Source organism: Streptomyces sp. NPDC019443 (assembly GCF_044389785.1).
Classification (GTDB): Bacteria; Actinomycetota; Actinomycetes; order Streptomycetales; family Streptomycetaceae; genus Streptomyces.
Map to the genome: position 1 here is coordinate 82,449 of NZ_JBIRYJ010000007.1, position 16,144 is coordinate 98,592.

At 70.1% G+C, this 16,144-nt stretch carries 10 protein-coding genes and 2 pseudogenes; 7 read left to right on the forward strand and 5 right to left on the reverse strand.

The annotated features are described in order from the left end of the window. The first annotated feature begins 32 nt into the window (after positions 1-32). Together ACH492_RS22880 and ACH492_RS22885 are read left to right on the forward strand one after the other, a co-directional pair. Positions 33-1,118, forward strand: a complete 1,086-nt coding sequence (locus ACH492_RS22880; RefSeq protein ID WP_398989743.1) for a S1 family peptidase — start codon at positions 33-35, stop codon at positions 1,116-1,118. Between the two features lie 148 nt (positions 1,119-1,266). Next, positions 1,267-1,629, forward strand: a pseudogene (locus tag ACH492_RS22885) (XdhC family protein); the annotation flags it as partial. Between the two features lie 315 nt (positions 1,630-1,944). On the opposite strand, the gene ACH492_RS22890 reads toward ACH492_RS22885, so the two are convergent. Beyond that, positions 1,945-3,432, reverse strand: coding sequence for a long-chain fatty acid--CoA ligase (locus ACH492_RS22890; protein ID WP_398989341.1), 1,488 nt, complete (start codon positions 3,430-3,432; stop codon positions 1,945-1,947). A 164-nt stretch (positions 3,433-3,596) separates the two neighbouring features. Here ACH492_RS22890 and ACH492_RS22895 point away from each other — a divergent pair, with 164 nt between their 5' ends. After that, positions 3,597-4,766 carry a PucR family transcriptional regulator gene (locus ACH492_RS22895; RefSeq protein ID WP_398989744.1) on the forward strand — a complete coding sequence of 390 codons (1,170 nt, stop codon included), beginning with the start codon at positions 3,597-3,599 and terminating at the stop codon, positions 4,764-4,766. Between the two features lie 269 nt (positions 4,767-5,035). Here ACH492_RS22895 and ACH492_RS22900 read toward each other — a convergent pair whose 3' ends face one another. Together ACH492_RS22900 and ACH492_RS22905 are read right to left on the reverse strand one after the other, a co-directional pair. Then, the gene (locus ACH492_RS22900) at positions 5,036-6,016 is read right to left on the reverse strand and encodes a DNA polymerase thumb domain-containing protein (RefSeq protein WP_398989343.1); all 981 of its coding nucleotides are present in this window, start codon (positions 6,014-6,016) and stop codon (positions 5,036-5,038) included. Next, complete coding sequence (locus ACH492_RS22905) at positions 6,013-9,465, reverse strand: DNA polymerase III subunit alpha (RefSeq protein WP_398989345.1); 3,453 nt, start codon at positions 9,463-9,465, stop codon at positions 6,013-6,015. Before ACH492_RS22905 ends, ACH492_RS22900 begins: the two co-directional genes overlap by 4 nt. A 550-nt stretch (positions 9,466-10,015) precedes the next feature. On the opposite strand from ACH492_RS22905, the pseudogene ACH492_RS22910 reads away from it, so the two are divergent. Next, a pseudogene (locus tag ACH492_RS22910) lies at positions 10,016-10,705 on the forward strand (hypothetical protein); the annotation flags it as partial. Positions 10,706-10,837: 132 nt separating this feature from the next. Continuing rightward, complete coding sequence (locus ACH492_RS22915) at positions 10,838-11,695, forward strand: esterase/lipase family protein (RefSeq protein WP_398989347.1); 858 nt, start codon at positions 10,838-10,840, stop codon at positions 11,693-11,695. A gap of 68 nt (positions 11,696-11,763) precedes the next feature. Here ACH492_RS22915 and ACH492_RS22920 read toward each other — a convergent pair whose 3' ends face one another. Then, positions 11,764-12,774: a lytic polysaccharide monooxygenase gene (locus ACH492_RS22920; protein ID WP_398989349.1), complete on the reverse strand. Its 1,011-nt coding sequence runs from the start codon at positions 12,772-12,774 to the stop codon at positions 11,764-11,766. Between the two features lie 571 nt (positions 12,775-13,345). Here ACH492_RS22920 and ACH492_RS22925 point away from each other — a divergent pair. Both ACH492_RS22925 and ACH492_RS22930 read left to right on the forward strand, forming a co-directional pair. After that, the gene (locus ACH492_RS22925; protein WP_398989745.1) at positions 13,346-14,014 is read left to right on the forward strand and encodes a DJ-1/PfpI family protein; all 669 of its coding nucleotides are present in this window, start codon (positions 13,346-13,348) and stop codon (positions 14,012-14,014) included. A gap of 50 nt (positions 14,015-14,064) precedes the next feature. Continuing rightward, complete coding sequence (locus tag ACH492_RS22930) at positions 14,065-14,370, forward strand: hypothetical protein (protein ID WP_398989351.1); 306 nt, start codon at positions 14,065-14,067, stop codon at positions 14,368-14,370. A 291-nt stretch (positions 14,371-14,661) separates the two neighbouring features. Here ACH492_RS22930 and ACH492_RS22935 read toward each other — a convergent pair whose 3' ends face one another. Continuing rightward, on the reverse strand, positions 14,662-15,597 hold the full coding sequence (locus ACH492_RS22935) for a nitroreductase/quinone reductase family protein (protein ID WP_398989353.1): 936 nt from the start codon (positions 15,595-15,597) through the stop codon (positions 14,662-14,664). Between the last annotated feature and the right edge of the window lie 547 nt (positions 15,598-16,144).

Here is a 16,144-nt window from a genome sequence, read left to right on the forward strand (position 1 = left end):
TGCCCGGACACGGCCCCCACAGGAGGTCGATGTTGAAGCACCGACGCATGCCCAAAAGGAAAGCGGCGATCGCAGGCGGCGCGGTCGTCGCGCTGGTAGCCGCGGGCCTCACCTTCCAGAGTGCGAACGCCAGTGACGACACTGACCAGTTCGTCGCCAAGACGCTGTCCGCGGGAGCGGCCGGAAACCTTGCTTCCACCCTCAGCAAGGATCTGGGCACCGATGCGGCCGGTACGTACTACGACGCCGACACGAAGGCCCTCGTGGTGAACGTCGTCGACGAGACGGCCGCCGAGACCGTGCGCAAGGCGGGCGGCAAGGCCAGAATCGTGGAGAACACCCTCGCCGAGCTGAAGACCGCCCGGCAGACCCTCACCGTCAAGGCGACCATCCCCGGCACCTCCTGGGCCGTCGACCCGGTCACCAACAGGGTCGTCGTCACCGCCGACCGTACGGTCAAGGGTGCGGCCTGGGACAAGCTCAGCCAGGTCGTCAAGGGCCTGGGCGGCAAGGCCGAACTGAAGAAGTCCGCCGGGGAGTTCAAGCCCCTGATCGCTGGCGGCGACGCCATCCACTCCGGCGGCGGACGCTGTTCGCTCGGCTTCAACGTGGTCAAGGACGGCGAGCCGCACTTCATCACCGCCGGACACTGCGGGCAGGCCGGCAGCGAGTGGTCCGACTCGGCGGGCGGCGCGGCGATCGGCTCGATGGTCGACTCGCAGTTCCCCGAGAACGACTTCGCGCTCGTCAAGTACAGCGGCAGCACCGAGCACCCGAGCGAGGTCAACCTCTACAACGGCAGCTCGCAGGCGATCACCAAGGCGGGTGAGGCGACTGTCGGCATGCAGGTGCAGCGCAGTGGCTCCACCACCCAGGTGCACGACGGTGAGGTCACTGGGCTCGATGCCACCGTGAACTACGGCAACGGCGACATCGTCAATGGCCTCATCCAGACCACGGTTTGCGCCGAGCCGGGCGACAGCGGCGGCTCGCTCTTCGCGGGCGACACCGCGATCGGCCTGACCTCGGGCGGCAGCGGCGACTGCTCCTCGGGCGGCGAGACCTTCTTCCAGCCGGTGCCGGAAGCGCTGAGCGCGTTCGGAGCCGAGATCGGCTGACGGCTCCCTCGTCTCTTTCTGGTCCGGCTGGTCCGGCCCGCCATGGACAGCTCCATGGCGGGCCGGACCTATTTTTTACGTCCTTGATCGCGTCGAAGAAGCCTTGCGCCCGGTGTTCACGCAGGTGGGCGGGGTCGAATGGCTGGCGGTGTTCGCCCACCAGCGACAACTCCACCAGTGGCGTACGGCGCAGGCACGGGACGCCGGTGTGGAGGTGCTCCCCGGGCTGCCGCAGACGGGGCTGCGCACCCTGCGCGGCGAAGGCGCCCTCGACGGCCGCTCCGCCGTCGTGGTGCTCACGCACGACGCGCGGGTCGACGTTCCGGCGCTGCTGGAAGCCGCCGCGGCGGGCGTCGGGTACCTGGGCGCGATCGGCTCGGCGGCGACGATCCGTGACCGGAGCGGACGGCTGCGCGACGCCGGACTCGACGATGCGGGGCTCTTGGCGATCCACTCGCCGATCGGCTTGCCCCTCGGCGGCCGCGCCCCGGCCGAGGTCGCCACGGCGATCGCGGCCCAACTCGTCGCCGTACGGGTCAGCCCACGGCATCCAGGTCCGCGTCGCGCAGTTGGGAGCGGCGCCCGAACCTGTCGCGGACGCGGACGACATTCGATGAGGGCTGCGCCGGGCTTGCGGAAGACCCCAGGCTCCAGAAAGGGCGGCACCAGACGGTCCCGGACATGGTCAGGGGAGGGCAGTGGCACCCGAACAGGCGTAACCGCTCTGTCCAGTTGCCTGGTGCAGTCATCGGCCGGGGAGCCGTCGAGAACCCGGGAACGCGTCGGCGTTGCTACTCGTCACCGGGCTGACTCGACCACATCGACCTCACCCCGCCGGCGCGCTGATCTCCCTTTTGAGGATCTTGCCGCTGGGGCCGGTCGGCAGCGTGTCCACGAGCCACACCTCGCGCGGGTACTTGTACGCCGCCACCCGCTCCTTGACGAACTGCCGGAGCTCGTCGGGCGTGACCTGCGCCTTCGGGCGCAGCACCACAGCGGCCGCGATCTCCTCGCCCAGATGCGCGTCGGCCACGCCCACCACCGCGGCAAGCGCAACGGCCGGGTGCTCGTGGAGCACCTCCTCGATCTCGCGCGGGTAGACGTTGTAGCCGCCGCGGATGATCATGTCCTTCTTGCGGTCGACGATGTACAGGTAGCCGTCCTCGTCCTGGCGCGCGAGGTCGCCGCTGCGCAGCCAGCCATCCGGGATGGCGGCCGCCGTCTCCTCCGGGCGGTTCCAGTACCCCTTCATCACGTTCGGCCCGCGGACGGCCAGTTCGCCGATCTCGCCGGGAGCCACGTCCTGGCCCTTGTCGTCGAGGAGCCGCACCTCCACGTCCTTGATCGGCGTGCCGATGGACCCGGCCTTGCGCGGCCGGTCGGGGTGGTTGAAGGTGACCACCGGACTCGTCTCGGACATGCCGAAGCCCTCCAGCACCACGCAGCCGAAGCGACGCTCGAAGCCATGCAGGATCTCCACCGGCAGCGAGGCTCCGCCGGAGACGCACATCCGCAGCGTGGACACGTCGGCCTTCGACGGGTGCTGGAGCAGCGCCGCGTACATGGTCGGTACGCCCTCGAAGATCGTCGCCCGGTCGCGGGCGATGACGTCCAGCACGGTCTGCGGGTCGAAGCGGGGGATCAGGGTGAGCGAGGCACCGGCGCGGACGGTCACGCTCATCGTGCAGATCTGGCCGAATATGTGGAACAGCGGCAAACAGCCCACGACCACGTCCTCCGCCGTCATCCGCTGCACATCGACCGCGTTGACCTCGGTGTTGTGCCGCAGCCCGGCGTGGGTGAGCGTGGCGCCCTTGGGGCGGCCGGTGGTGCCGGAGGTGTACAGCAGCACGGCCACGTCCTCGCCGTCCGGCTCGCTCACCTCCGGCAGCGGCTCGTGACCGGCCAGCAGGCCCGCGAAGGCGGCGGGCTCGACGGCCATGTGCCGCACTCCGGCGGCGGCCGCGCCCTGCGCGCCCTCGCCCGGCGCCTGGTGCCACTCGAAGAGCATCTCCGCGCCCGAGTCGCGCAGGTGGTACTCGGTCTCCCGGGTCTTCAGCAGCGGGTTCATCGGCACGACGACCGCTCCGGCGCGCAGCACGCCGTAGTACAGGACGACGAACTCGGGAACGTTGGGCAGCATCAGAGCGACCCGGTCTCCCGGTCGTACGCCCTCCGCCTGCAGCAGCGCGGCGGCGCGGGCGCTGCGCTCGTCGAGCTCGGCGTAGCTGGTGACCTGGCCCCCCAGTCGCAGCGCGGGGCGTTCCGGCTGCCGCCGTGCCGTCTCCACCAGGAACTCCGCCAGATTGGCCATGACCGCCTCCACGAACGTCGCCGTCGAAATCCGCTGTTCACGTTGACGACATCGTGCAGATGTCCGTGGCGACGGCCTATGTGCGGTAGGACAGCGTCTGCCCTCCCGGATTGTTCCCGAGTACAAAACAGGGGCGTTACGCTGCGGGAATGAACCTCTCAGGGGTGGTCTCGGCGCTTCATGCGAGGCTGCCGGAAGTGGGCGAGCGGATGGCGCAGCGCATCCGCTCGGACGTCGATGCCTACAAGGACGAGTCGCTGATCCCCTTCGACTCGCTGCTCCGCTCGTGCACCGCCAACGCGGACCTGCTCCTGAACCAGCTCGGCCGCGCGGGCGCGCAGGACGCGAGCCCGGCCCGGGAGACCGGCCGCCTCCGCGCCCAGCAGGGCGTGCCGCTGGCGGACACCCTGCACGCGTACCGGATCGGCTTCGAGCTCCTGTGGACGGAGGTCCTCGCCGAGGCACGCACCCATCCCGAGGTCACCGACGCCCAACTGGTGTCCCAGTCCGCGGAGATCTGGGCCCTGTTCGGCCGCTACGCGGAGGCGGTGGCGGCGGCCTACCGGGAGACGACCGCCGAGCTGACCTCGCGGCGTCAGGCGCGCCGCTCGGCATTGGTGGAGGCGCTGTTCACCGGCGTCATCGCCGACCGCACGCTGTGGGAGGCCGCCCGCGAGCTGGGTCTGCCCGACCGCGGGCCCTACGTGGTCGCCGCGGCGGCGGCCGACGCTCCCGGCGAGGAGCCGCTGGCGGGGACGGAAGCGGCGCTGCGTCAGGCCCAGGTCCACTTCGCCTGGCGGCTGCTGCCCGACCAGCAGATCGGTCTGGCCGCCCTGCCCACGGCGACGGCGGAGAGCACCTGCCTGCGCATCCTGCGCCGCGCGGGCGCCCGCGTAGGTGTCAGCCCGTGCTTTCACTCGCTGCGGGACACCCCCCAGGCTCTGCGCTTCGCCCGTCTGGCTCTGGCCGGCCTCCGGGGCACCGGCCCCGGCGTCGCGCGGTTCGACGACAACCCGCTGGCCATGGTCGTCGCCGCCGCTCCCGCCGAGGCGGCGCACCTCGTGGAGGTGGTTCTCCAACCCCTGCTCGATCTCCCGGCCGCGGAGCGTTCCCGTCTCCTTCAGACCCTGGAGCACTGGTACGCCGCCGCCGGCTCCGCCACGGACGCGGCGCGGAGTCTCTTCGTCCATCCCAACACCGTCCGCTACCGGTTGCGCCGCGTCGAGGAGCTGGCGGGCCGCTCCCTGTCCGATCCGCGAGCGGCGGCGGACATCGGCGCGGCGCTCCTGGCGGTCCGCCGGGCGGGCGCGTCATTCAGTGACGTCATTCAGTAACTCGACTGCGTACTTCTACTGGCGTCCTCGCCCCGGTCGGCCCGTAGGGTTCGGCGGGCCGCGTGGCCCGAGGATTACCGAGGTGGTCGCAGGTCAGAACGACGAAGAGTGCCAACCGTCACCCTGCCCGCCCAGGGCAGCAACCAGTTGATCAGCCAGGAACGGAACCGGAACTGTTGAACGGCGCAGGACGGAAAGGTGCCGTCTGACCTGCGCAACATGAGATCGGCCTGATCAAGGCCTTTAGTCGTGGTTCTTCGCGCAAGCGGTCAGTCCGCCAGAGCAGCTGGACGTACGGCCTCTGGCCCGAAGCGTCGGCGGGCACGGTCTGCGGCTGCTTCGGCCGCGCGGGCACGGGCATCGCCGGGATCCAGAGAGAGCTGGCGGTAGGCATGGTTGGCCGGCAGCAGGTCGTCGGCGCGGATCACGAAGGCGCGGACTCTCGCTCGCTGCAGCCCGAGGGTGGTCAGCAGCTCCAGGGCGGTTGCGGCGAGGGCGGGTGAGTGGTTGGTGGCTTCTGGCAAGGTGCGCGTGCGGGTGGTGGAGCTGCGGTCGGCGTACCGCACGGTGAGGGTGAGTCGGTTGGCGATCTGGCTTTCACCGCGCAGGCGTTGGCCGATGTGGTCGGCAAGTCCCAGGACTGCTCGGTGATGCCGTGCCGGGTCCAGGCAGTCCCGCTCCAGCACGAGGTCGGCGACCAGGTGTGCTGCCGGTTCCGACGGGGTGACCGGGCGGGAGTCATGGCCGCGGGCGCGCTCGGCCAGCAGCCGGGCCGAGCCGGCTCCGAGCAGTCGCTGCAGAGTTGCCGCGGATAGGTCAGCGACCTGGCCGATGGTGTGCAGTCCGTATCTGTTGAGCGTTTCCGCTGTGGCGCGGCCGATCCCCGGCAGTGCGGTGACCGGTCGGGGGTAGAGCCAAGCGGCGGCTTGCCCTTCGCGGACCCAGGTGGTGTCGCCCGGCGCGGATGCGTCGGCCGCCATCGCTGCCAGCATGCGGTTGTTCGCGAGCCCGGCATTGCTGTCGATGTCGTAAAGGAGCTTCAGCCTGAGCTTCGTCAACTGGACGACGTCGTAGGGAGACAGGTCGAAGTATCTGAGCGCTGACGTCAGGTCGAGCTGGACGGCGTTGGGCGGGATGGCCTGAACGTGCGGCGTGACACCAGACATCAATTCGATGATGTCGTCGTACTGATCCTCGCTCAGTGAGGCGTGCAGATGGAGGTGGGCGATGTGCCGCTGACGTGTGGTCATCCTGCGCTCCCCGGGCTGGTGTAGCCGAACTTCTTCAGGTCGGCCGAACGAGTGCCGGCGGGCTGGAGGTCGGCATACGGGTGCAGTCGGGCGCCGGTGGTGCCGTTGGCCAGGGTGCGCTGCGGCTGGGCGGGGGTCGGGTGCGGGTGACTGGTTCCGAGAAGGGCGAGCGCGGCCTCGGGGCCGTTGTCGCGGCGGGCGGCGGCGATCTCGTCCAGGTCCCAGGCCATGGTGCCGACGACGGTACGGCGGGTGCCGCGCACCTGGACCGTGCCGCGCACCAGCAGCAGTCCGCTGTGGAAGACGGTGTGCGCGCAGGCCGGGTGGGAGTCCTCGAAGAAGGCCAGATCGACCAGGCCGGAGCCGTCCTCCAGCGTGACGAAGATGATCCGCTTGCCGCTGGCGATCGGCGGGGTCTGAGTAGAGGCCCGTACCCCAGCGACCAGCACCTGCTGACCGGCGCGCATCCCGGCCAGATGCGCCGCGTCGGTCGCGCCGATCTCCCGCAGCAGCCTGTGGTGGTGCTCCATCAGGTGCTTGGAGACGTCGATGCCGAGGGTGCTCAGCTCGGCGCTCAAGGCCTCACGTCCAGTCATCTCCGGCAGGCCGCTCGGCTCCGCCCCACCGACAGCGCCCGCGTCGATGGGCAACTGCCCCTTGCCCGCGGACCGGGTCCGGGACTGGCGATGGAGTTCGGCGATCTGCAGCAGCAGGTCGCGTCGCGTGAGACGGCCGTCGTGGAGGCAGTTCAGGGCGCCGATCTCCGCGAGCCGCTCGGCGACCGGTCTGCTGGGGCGGGCCCGCTGCCAGAAGTCGGACAGCGATCCGTACGGCTGTCCCTCCTCGATCCGAGCGCACTCGGCCTCGCTGATGCCGTGTACCGCGGACAGCGCGAGTCTTACGCCCCACTGCTCTCCGTCGGTCGGTTCCACGGTGTGCTTCACCTTGGAGTGGTTGATGTCGACGGGCAGGACAGGGACACCGCGTCGGCGGGCGTCCGAGACCAGGACGCGCTTGGGCCACATACCGGGGTCGTGTTCGAGAAGGCCGGCCAGCAGGAACGCCGGGTAGTGCGCTTTGAGCCAGGCGCTCTGCAGGGCCGGGACAGCGAAGGCGACCGCGTGGGCGCGGCAGAAGCCGTACGCGCCGAAGGCCTCGACGGTTTTCCAGACCTCGTCCCGTACGGCCGCGCTGTAGCCACGCGCGCTTGCCAGCCGCTCGAACCAGTCCTTGATCCTGGGCAGCCGGTCCTTGTCACCGAGCGCGCGCCGGGCGATCTCCGCCAGCGCACGGTCGCAGCCGGTCATCACCGAGAAGGTCTCGATGATCTGCTCGTGCCAGATGGTCACGCCGTAGGTGTCGGCGAGCACCGGCTCGAGATCCGGGTGGGCATACGACGGTGCACCACCATGGCGTGCGGCGATGTACCGCTCGGGCATGCCGCCGGCGACCGGTCCGGGACGGAAGAGGCTGATGTCGGCGATGACGTCCTGCGGGTCGCGGGGCTGCAGCCGGGACAAAAGATCTTGTTGTCCAGGTGACTCCAATTGAAACAGGCCCAGGGTCTGACTCTCCTGGATGAGTTTGAACGCGAAGACGTCATCGAGTGGCACCTGCTGTGGGTCGTCCAAGTCGATGCGGTTATCAGTTGTCCGTTCGATCTCGGTGACGGCGTGGGCCATTGCGGACTGCATCCGCACGCCCAGAACATCCAGCTTGATATTGCCCAGCGCCTCGATCTCCTCCTTTGCCGCCATGGCCATGGGGTAGTCGCCCTGCGGCGTTGGCTGTACCGGCAGCCGGTCCAGGAGGGTCGCGTCGCTGATGACCACGCCGCAGGGGTGCATGGCCATGCCGTAGACCAAGGAGTCGAGGCCCTCGGCAAGCTCCCACAGCGGCCCGTACCGGTGCGCCTCGGCCGCCAGTTGCCGCAGTTCGGGCAGTTCGGCGAGCGCGCCGGTGATGTCGGCGGCCCGCAGGTGCGGGAAGCTCTTGGCGATCCGGTCGACCTCTGCCGGCGCGATTCCGAGGGCGAGGCCGGTGTCCCGCAGGGCCCGGCGGGCCCGGTAGGTTTCGGGCATCGCGGTGACCGCCACCCGTTCCTTGCCGAACCGGTCGAAGATCGCGTCGTAGCACTCCAGCCGTCGGGCGGATTCCACGTCGATGTCGATGTCGGGCAGCGACGCCCGGCGCACGCTCAGGAAGCGTTCGAACAGCAGGCGGTGGTCGAGCGGGTTGGCCGTGGCGATGCCCAGCGCGTGGCAGACCATCGACCCGGCGCCCGAGCCGCGGGCCGCGACCCGGATGCCCTTGGCCCGGATGTCGGCCACCACTTGGCCGACGGCGAGGAAGTACGAGTCGTAGTCCAGCTTGGAGATCACGTTGAGTTCTTCGTCCAGCCGGTCGAGCGCCACCCGGTCGCGGTCGAGGCCACGTCGGGTCATGCCCGCCTCGCACTGCCGACGCAGCAACTGTGCGGCTCCGCCCGTTCCGGGCTCGGCACCGAAGAGCGACGGTTCCGGGAAGTGCGGCGTGCCCAGCCCGAGGTCCGCTGCGGTGTCGACGGTGCACGCGGCCGCCGTGGCGGCGGTGTCCGCCATCAGGCGGCGTGCCCGCCGGACGTCCGCTCCTGCGCACTCGGCGACCATCTGCGCGATGACCATCATCGCTTTTTCGTCCTTGAGCCAACGTTGCCCGCTGTCCAGGTGGCGTCGGTCGATCGGGCGCAGCAGCCGTGCGGCGTCCAGGACGTCGGCGAGGCGGTGCTGGTCGGGGTCGGCGTAGCGGACGGCGTTGGAGAGCACCGCGGTGGTGCGGGTGTGGTCGGCCAGCGCCAGGGTGCGGGCAGCCAGGCGCAGGGATCCCGGACCCATGCAGAAACGTTTCTGCGCAACGACCTCCAGCCGGACTCCCCTCCCGAAGATCTCCCGCCACGGCGCCAGCAGCTTCACCGCGACGTCTTCCCGGCCCACCGACAGTGCCCGCACCGGCTCCGAGAGTGGCCCGAGCAACACCGTCAGCCCTGGGCCGCCGTACTTGCGCAGCGCCTCCCACGGCACCACCGGCGGCGTACCGGATACGGCACCGACATGGGCAGCCGACGTGATGCGACACAGCCGCGCCCATCCCTCCCGGTTCTGAGCGAGCAGCACGAACCGCAGCGGCGGCTCGACGACGTGCGCGCCACCGCGCGCCGGAGTGCGGCGCCGCCGGTCGGGCGGCGGGGGTGCAAGGGCCTCCACCGCCAGATCGACACCGAAGATCGGCCGGACCCCGGTTCCAGCGCATGCCTGCGCGAACCGGACGGCCCCGGTGACCGTGTCCCGGTCGGTGAGCGTGAGCGCCGCCATGCCCCGCTCGGCCGCCCTTCGAGCAAGGTGCTCCGGATGGGCGGCACCGTAGCGAGCGGAGTAACCGGACGCGACGTGAAGATGGGCGAAGCCCGCCATGCCACACCTCCATCACTCCACCCCTTTTCAGCCATACGCCCGATATGTTCATCGTACGCTCGTTCGATTACTCTAGCCCCATCAGCCCCGGTCAGCGACCAGATTCGAACACGTAAACGATTCATTGGTGAGTTGAGCAGTGGCCGGAACAGATGCCACCCGTCACCTCCTCGGCCGGGGAGAGCAGTTGGGGGAAATCGACCCTGTGGTACGCACCGCGCCGCAGTCATTCAGCGACTCATAGGCGGACGGATGGGTGACGGCGTGCCGCACGAACGCCACTTTCCGTAATGAGAACGACTCTCGGATCGGTCGTGTCAGCCGGGACTTACGGCGGCGTCGGATCGGTCGTCTGCCCGCTGACGCGGATCGCCGTTCGGTGGCAGCTCCCAGCACAGATCTCCTGCGGCGAGGGCCACGCTCCAGGAGATGAGGGATGCCGCCAACCGGTCGAGCACAGGGAACAGAGCCGCAGGAACGAGTCCGCACTCACGCGCGATCCGGTCCACCCCGGCGCACCCGCGACCGGTCGAGGGGTCTGCGACCTGATGCTGCACCGACCCTGGTGGTGACCGAGGACGGGACGGCCGGTTTCCTGGCCGACAAGCCGGTCGCCGCGCTGGACGGCGTCGGGACGGTGACGGCCCGCACGCTGTGCGCGTACGGCTTCGACTGTGTCGGCCGCGTGGCCGAAGCGCCGCTCGCCGTGCTCCAGCGGATCGTCGGCGCGCGGGCCGGGCGCGAGCTGTGGGAGCGGGCGCACGGCATCGACCGCACGCCGGTCGTCCCGAACGCCGCAGCCCGCTCGATCGCCGCCGAACGTGCTTTCAACCGGGACGAGTTGGACCCCGTACGGCACCGCAGAGCGCTGCTCTCGATCGCCGAGGAACTGGGGCTGAGGATGCGCGCCGAGGGTCAGGTGTGCCGCTCCCTGACCCTCACCGTGCGGTACGCCGACCGGTCCACGACCACGCGGGTGCGCACCCTGCGCGAGCCGACCGCCCACTCCGCGGCGCTCACTGGTGTCGCGTACCGGATTCATGAGTCGCTCGGCCTGCAGCGTGCCCGGGTGCGGAGCCTGTCGCTGCGTGCCGAGGACCTGACGCCGGTCGAACGGGCCGCCCGGCAGCTGACGTCCGACCCGGCGGACGAGCGGGCGCGCAGGATCGAGGCGGTGGCGGACCGGGCGCGGGCTAAGTTCGGGCCGCGGGCGGTGGTTCCGGGCTCACTCGCCGCATAGCGTCTATGCGTTGACCAGGGGTCAGTTTTTACCGATGCGTAACTTCCAATCTTTGGTTACTCGTGCGTAAGTTGGCTTGAGCACCACAAATCCAGCCATCGCTACTCCCTTGAGCCGCAAGGAGACTGCCCGATGCTGCCCTGGAAACGTGCCCTCAGACCGGTCGCCGCCCTGCTGTTGGCCGTGTCTGTCGCCCTCACCCCTGCCGTCGCGAACGCCGACCCAGCGCCCCGCAGCGGCTGGAACAACTACTCCTGCAAACCCTCCGCCGCCCACCCCCGCCCCGTCGTCCTCGTCCACGGAACCTTAGGGAACTCCGTCGACAACTGGCTCGCCCTCGCCCCGTACCTGGTCAGACGCGGCTACTGCGTCTTCTCCCTCGACTACGGGCAACTTCCCGGCGTGCCCTTCTTCCACGGCCTCGGCCCGATCGACAAGTCGGCCGAGCAACTCGACACGTACGTCGACAAGGTGCTCGCCGCGACCGGCGCATCCGAAGTGGACCTCGTCGGCCACTCCCAGGGCGGCATGATGCCGCGCCACTACCTCAAGTTCCTGGGCGGGGCCGACAAGGTGAACGCGCTGATCGGCCTCGCACCCGACAACCACGGCACCACGCTGAACGGTCTTACCAAGCTGCTGCCGTACTTCCCTGGCGCCGAGGATCTGCTCAGCGCCGCCACTCCGGGGCTGGCCGACCAGATGGCCGGCTCCGCCTTCCTCACCAAGCTCAACGCGGGCGGCGACACTGTGCCCGGCGTGCGCTACACGGTCATCGCCACTCGCTACGACGAGGTGGTCACGCCGTACCGCTCGCAGTACCTGGTGGGTCCGGGCGTACAGAATGTGCTGCTCCAGGCCTTGTGCGCGGTCGACCTGTCGGAGCATGTGGCGATAGGGCTGTTCGACCGGATCGCGTACCACGAGGTGACGAACGCACTGGATCCGGCGCATGCGACGCCGACGACGTGCGCGTCGGTATTCGACTGAGAAAAGCGCGACTGCGGCCCGCTCCCTTTCGGGGGAGCGGGCCGCAGCCCTGCCTCTCGTCGTATACGTCAGCGGCTGTGACGCGCGCCGGCGGTCGCCCTGCGGCGGGCCGTGCCGAACATCGCCGCGGCGCCGATGGCGAGGGCGGCGGCGCCGCCGATCGCCATGTACGGGGTGTTGCCGTCGCCGCCGGTCTCGGCGAGGTTGTCGTCGGCGGGGTTCGGGGCGGCGGCGGGCTTGGCGACGCTGTTCGCTTCGGGAGCGTTGTTGTCGGCGTTGTTGTCGGCGGGCTTCTCGGCAGGCTTGTCGGCCGCAGCCGCGTCGGTCGCCTCCGCGTGATCGCCACCGTGACCACCGTGATCGACGGTGGACTTGCCCGCGCCGTCCGCGATGTCCTTCTCGGAGGGCGCGGAGGCGGTCGGGGCGGGCGCACCGCCGCCGTTGTCCTGCCCGAAGACCACGTCGGAGCAGGTGTAGAAGGCCTCGGGGGAGTCCGAGCGCTGCCAGATCGAGTAGATGAGGTGCCGGCCGGACTTGTTCGGGACGACGCCGTCGAAGACGTACTCACCGTTCTGCAGCGTGGGGTTGGTGACCTTCGCGAACGGCTTCTCCTCCAGGTCCGACCACTTGAGGGGCTTGGTCGGGTCGTAGCCGTCCTTGGTGAGGTACAGCTCGAAGGAACCCTTGTGCGGGGCGGTCGCCTTGTAGCGGAAGGTGCGGTTGCCGGACGCGAGCTTGGAGGACGGCCAGTCGGCGCGGGGCAGGTCGAGACCCTTGTACTTGTCGCGGCCCGCGCTGCACAGCTTCCCGTCCGGGATCAACTGCTGGTGGTTTCCGGCGGCGTTGGCGATGTTGACTTCGTTCCAGTCGTAGAAGGCCTGCGTACCGCTGGCCGCGACCGCCGCCTTGCACGCCGCTGAATCCGGACTCTCCGGCCCCTCGGCGAAGCAGGCGGACACCCGGCTGACCGGGTCCGTCATCGACCCGTGCGCGACGGCCGGCGCGGCAGCAAGCCCGGCGAGCGCGAGCGGCGCGAACCCGAGGGCGGCGACCGAGGTGACCTTACGGCGAGCGGTCATGGTGACGTACTCCTTCAAGAGCGGGCATATGGGGGGTCCCGGGGCAGGCTCGATCGGGCGGCGCGGCCCCCCGTAGGACCGCAGCGCCGACCGCTCGAACCGGCCCCGGCGATCAGCAAGCTAGCCGCTCGCAACCGCGAAATCGCCTGCTGGGAGGGGGTGATGACGATCCTTATGGTCGCTTTAAGGAGGGGGTAAGGAGGGGCTCAGGAAGCGGGGCCGTGCGCGCTTGTCCAGTGACGGAACGGGGATCGGCTCGGGGCGCCCGTCGGGGACCCGCGTTCGTCCGACACACCCCGATCGGGGTGGACAGGTCGAAGGGGATGACTCCGTCCAGGGCGAGGACAGCCGGGTATACATGGCTCAACTACAGAAGGACGCCAGGTTCTCGTGAACCGATTCATCACGCCATCTGCATCTCTTGCGCTGGTCAGATGCCCTCAGGCTCAGTTGGCCAGAATCCGTTGGGGTATGTCGATTCAGCCTCTACTGAGCGGTGTCGACTGTGACTAGCGTCGGTGTCTGCGCCCCGCCAAGGGCCGCTTCTCCCATGGAAAGGGACTACTCCCCGATGCTGTGTCAGATCGTGCTGTTCGACGGATTCGACCCGCTGGACGTCATCGCCCCCTACGAGGTGCTGTTCGCCGGAGGGATGGCCGCGCCGGGCGCGCTGCAGGTCGAGCTGGTCTCGGCCGAGGGTCCGCGCGAGGTGCCCAGCGGCTCGGGACTGCTCTCGCTGCGAGCCACAGCCACACTCGACCCGCAACGCGCGGACCTGGTTCTCGTGCCGGGAGCGGTGGGCCCCCTCGGCGACCCCTCCGACCCTGACGCCCCGGGGAACGAGGACTCCATCCCCGCCCTGCTCGGCCGTTCGCTGCAGACCGGACTGCCGGCCCTGCTCAAGGAGGCCCTCGACCGTCCGGGCCTGACCATGACCACCGTCTGCGGAGGCTCCACGATCCTCGCCATGGCCGGGCTGATCGAGGGCCGGCACGCGACCACCAACCACCTGGGCCTGGACCTGCTGGACGCCACCGGCGTGGTCGCGATCGACGCGCGCGTCGTGGACGACGGCGACCTGGTGACCGGCGCGGGCGTCACCTCCGGCCTGGACCTCGGCCTGTACCTGCTGGAGCGCGAACTAGGCCCCCGCATCGCCCACGCCGTCGAGCAGCTCTTCGCGCACGAGCGCCGGGGCACCGTCTGGCGCGCCACCGGCCCGGTCCCCGTCGGCTTCTGACGTCCACCCCCTGAACGCCCGGCTCCCGAGCACTCGAGAAAGCGCACCCCATGTCTGTCGAAGGTACCTGGAACATCGTCATCGCCACCCCGATCGGCAAGCAGCAGGCCGTACTGCGGCTCTTCACCGAGGACGGCGCGCTGCGCGGCGTCGCCACGGGTGAGGCGGAGGAGGTCCCGCTGTCCGATCTCACGCTCCACGCCGACCGGCTGACCTGGAGGCAGTCGATCACCAAGCCGATGCGCCTCAACCTGGCCTTCGACGTCGCTGTCCACGGCGACGAACTGACCGGCACAGCCAAGGCCGGCCGGCTGCCCTCCACCAGGGTCACCGGTCACCGCGCCGCTGACGCCTGACGGCCCGGACCGGACGGCCACCGCACTGTCGGCCGTCCCCGGCATCGGGGGCATGCCCGCCCTGCGGCGGCTCGCCCCGCGGTACGCGCGGGCCCGGCCTGACCGGCCTGCTCAGGGGCCACATCCCCGTGCCCGAGCGACGGGCCGCCCCTTTGGGGGAAGGCCACCCGCGCTTACAGTCACCAGGGGCGGCTCGCGGACGGCTACCAGACCCTGCGGCGGGCGGTACCCGCAGAGTGGGGGAGCGCGGTGACGGGCCGGGGTCCGCCACCGCCCTCCCGTGGTCACCCGTCAGGTGGTGGCGCTTTCCGCCGTGTCGGGTACCGGCGGTGCCGGGGGCCACGGGATCTCCGCCAGCACGGGAAGAAGCGACTCCTCCTCGTAGTCGAGGTGCGCCGTCAGTTCCTGCGACATCCGGTCCAGCTCCGTGCGGAAGCGCCGCGGGTCAGCGGTGCCGATGTCGGCCAGCAGGGCGAGGAGTTCGCCCTGGACGCGGGTGACCGTCCGGTGTTCGTCGCGGAGCCGGTCGATGGCGTCGCGCAGGTGAGGGTGGTGGCTCGCGATCGCGGGGAACAGGTGCCCGTCCTCGCTGGTGTGGTGGAACTCCAGGGACTGGCAGAACGCGAGGCAGTGCTGCCGGATCTGCAGGCCGAGCCCTGGCGCCGGCGGTTCGTCGGAGCCGTGGTGGGCCGCCTGCGCGGCGAAGTGGGCGTCGGCCTCGGCGCGCACGTGCCGCAACTGCGAGCGCAGCCAGGTGTGGACCTCCAGCAGCTTGTCGGCGAGGTTGTTGACCTCGCGGGGACGTGCACCCCCCTCGGGCTCGGCCCGCTCCAGCGCCACGACCGGCAGGACTCGGCTGGTCCGGGTCTGGTAGTCGCCGTATCCGGGCACCGCGCGCACCACGTGCGCGAACAGCCGCTCGCGCCGAGCGCACTCGGCGGGGACGGCGATCGCTGCGAACGACTCGGTGCCGATCTCCACCTGCACCTGGGGATGGGCGAGCACGTTGTGGTACCAGGCGGGATGACTTGGCGCGCCGAGGTTGGACCCGACGACCAGCAGGAGGTCGCTGTCGCGGACGTAGCCGAGGGGAGTGGTGTGCTGTTTCCCCGACTTCGCGCCGGTGGTGGTCAGCAGAAGGAGGTCGCCGCCCTCGAAGGGACCACCGACCTTTCCCCCGTTGGCTCGGAACTCCTCGATGACGGATTGATTGAAGGACGTGGGCATACGGTGTCGAATCTCCAGGTGAAGAGTGTGGTCCGCGGCGATGGTGGATGACCGCGGTGATGGTGGTGACGGTGATGTGCTCAGCGCGAAGTGACCGCGCGCGAGCCCTCGCCCGGAGACGGAAATCGATAGTCGATCGAGCACGCGGAGCCGTGGAGCGGTGGACGGTCGCCGGGATGCGGCGGCCGTCGGAGGCTCGGGAGGCAAGGCGTACTGACGTCACACGGCGGTGCAGGGCACCACGGAGGACAAGGGACGACGCGCGGACGCGTTTACGTCAGGCGCAGATCGCTGAGTGTGAACTCATGGCATGGCCCCTTGGTGAATGGTGTCCGCCCGATCACCGGCCTGCCCACTGCTCTTTGGCCGGCGCCACGCGACACGCGCACCATTACAACCAGCCGGTAGTCGCCTGTCAACGCGGAAGAAATGCGGGCGGACGCGGTTCGCCGGCCTGCGGCCGCGGGGGTCCGGCAGCCGTGCACCACCGCCGCACCCCCTCATCGGGTATGACAGCGGCGACGCACCACGTCGGCGCGGCACTCGG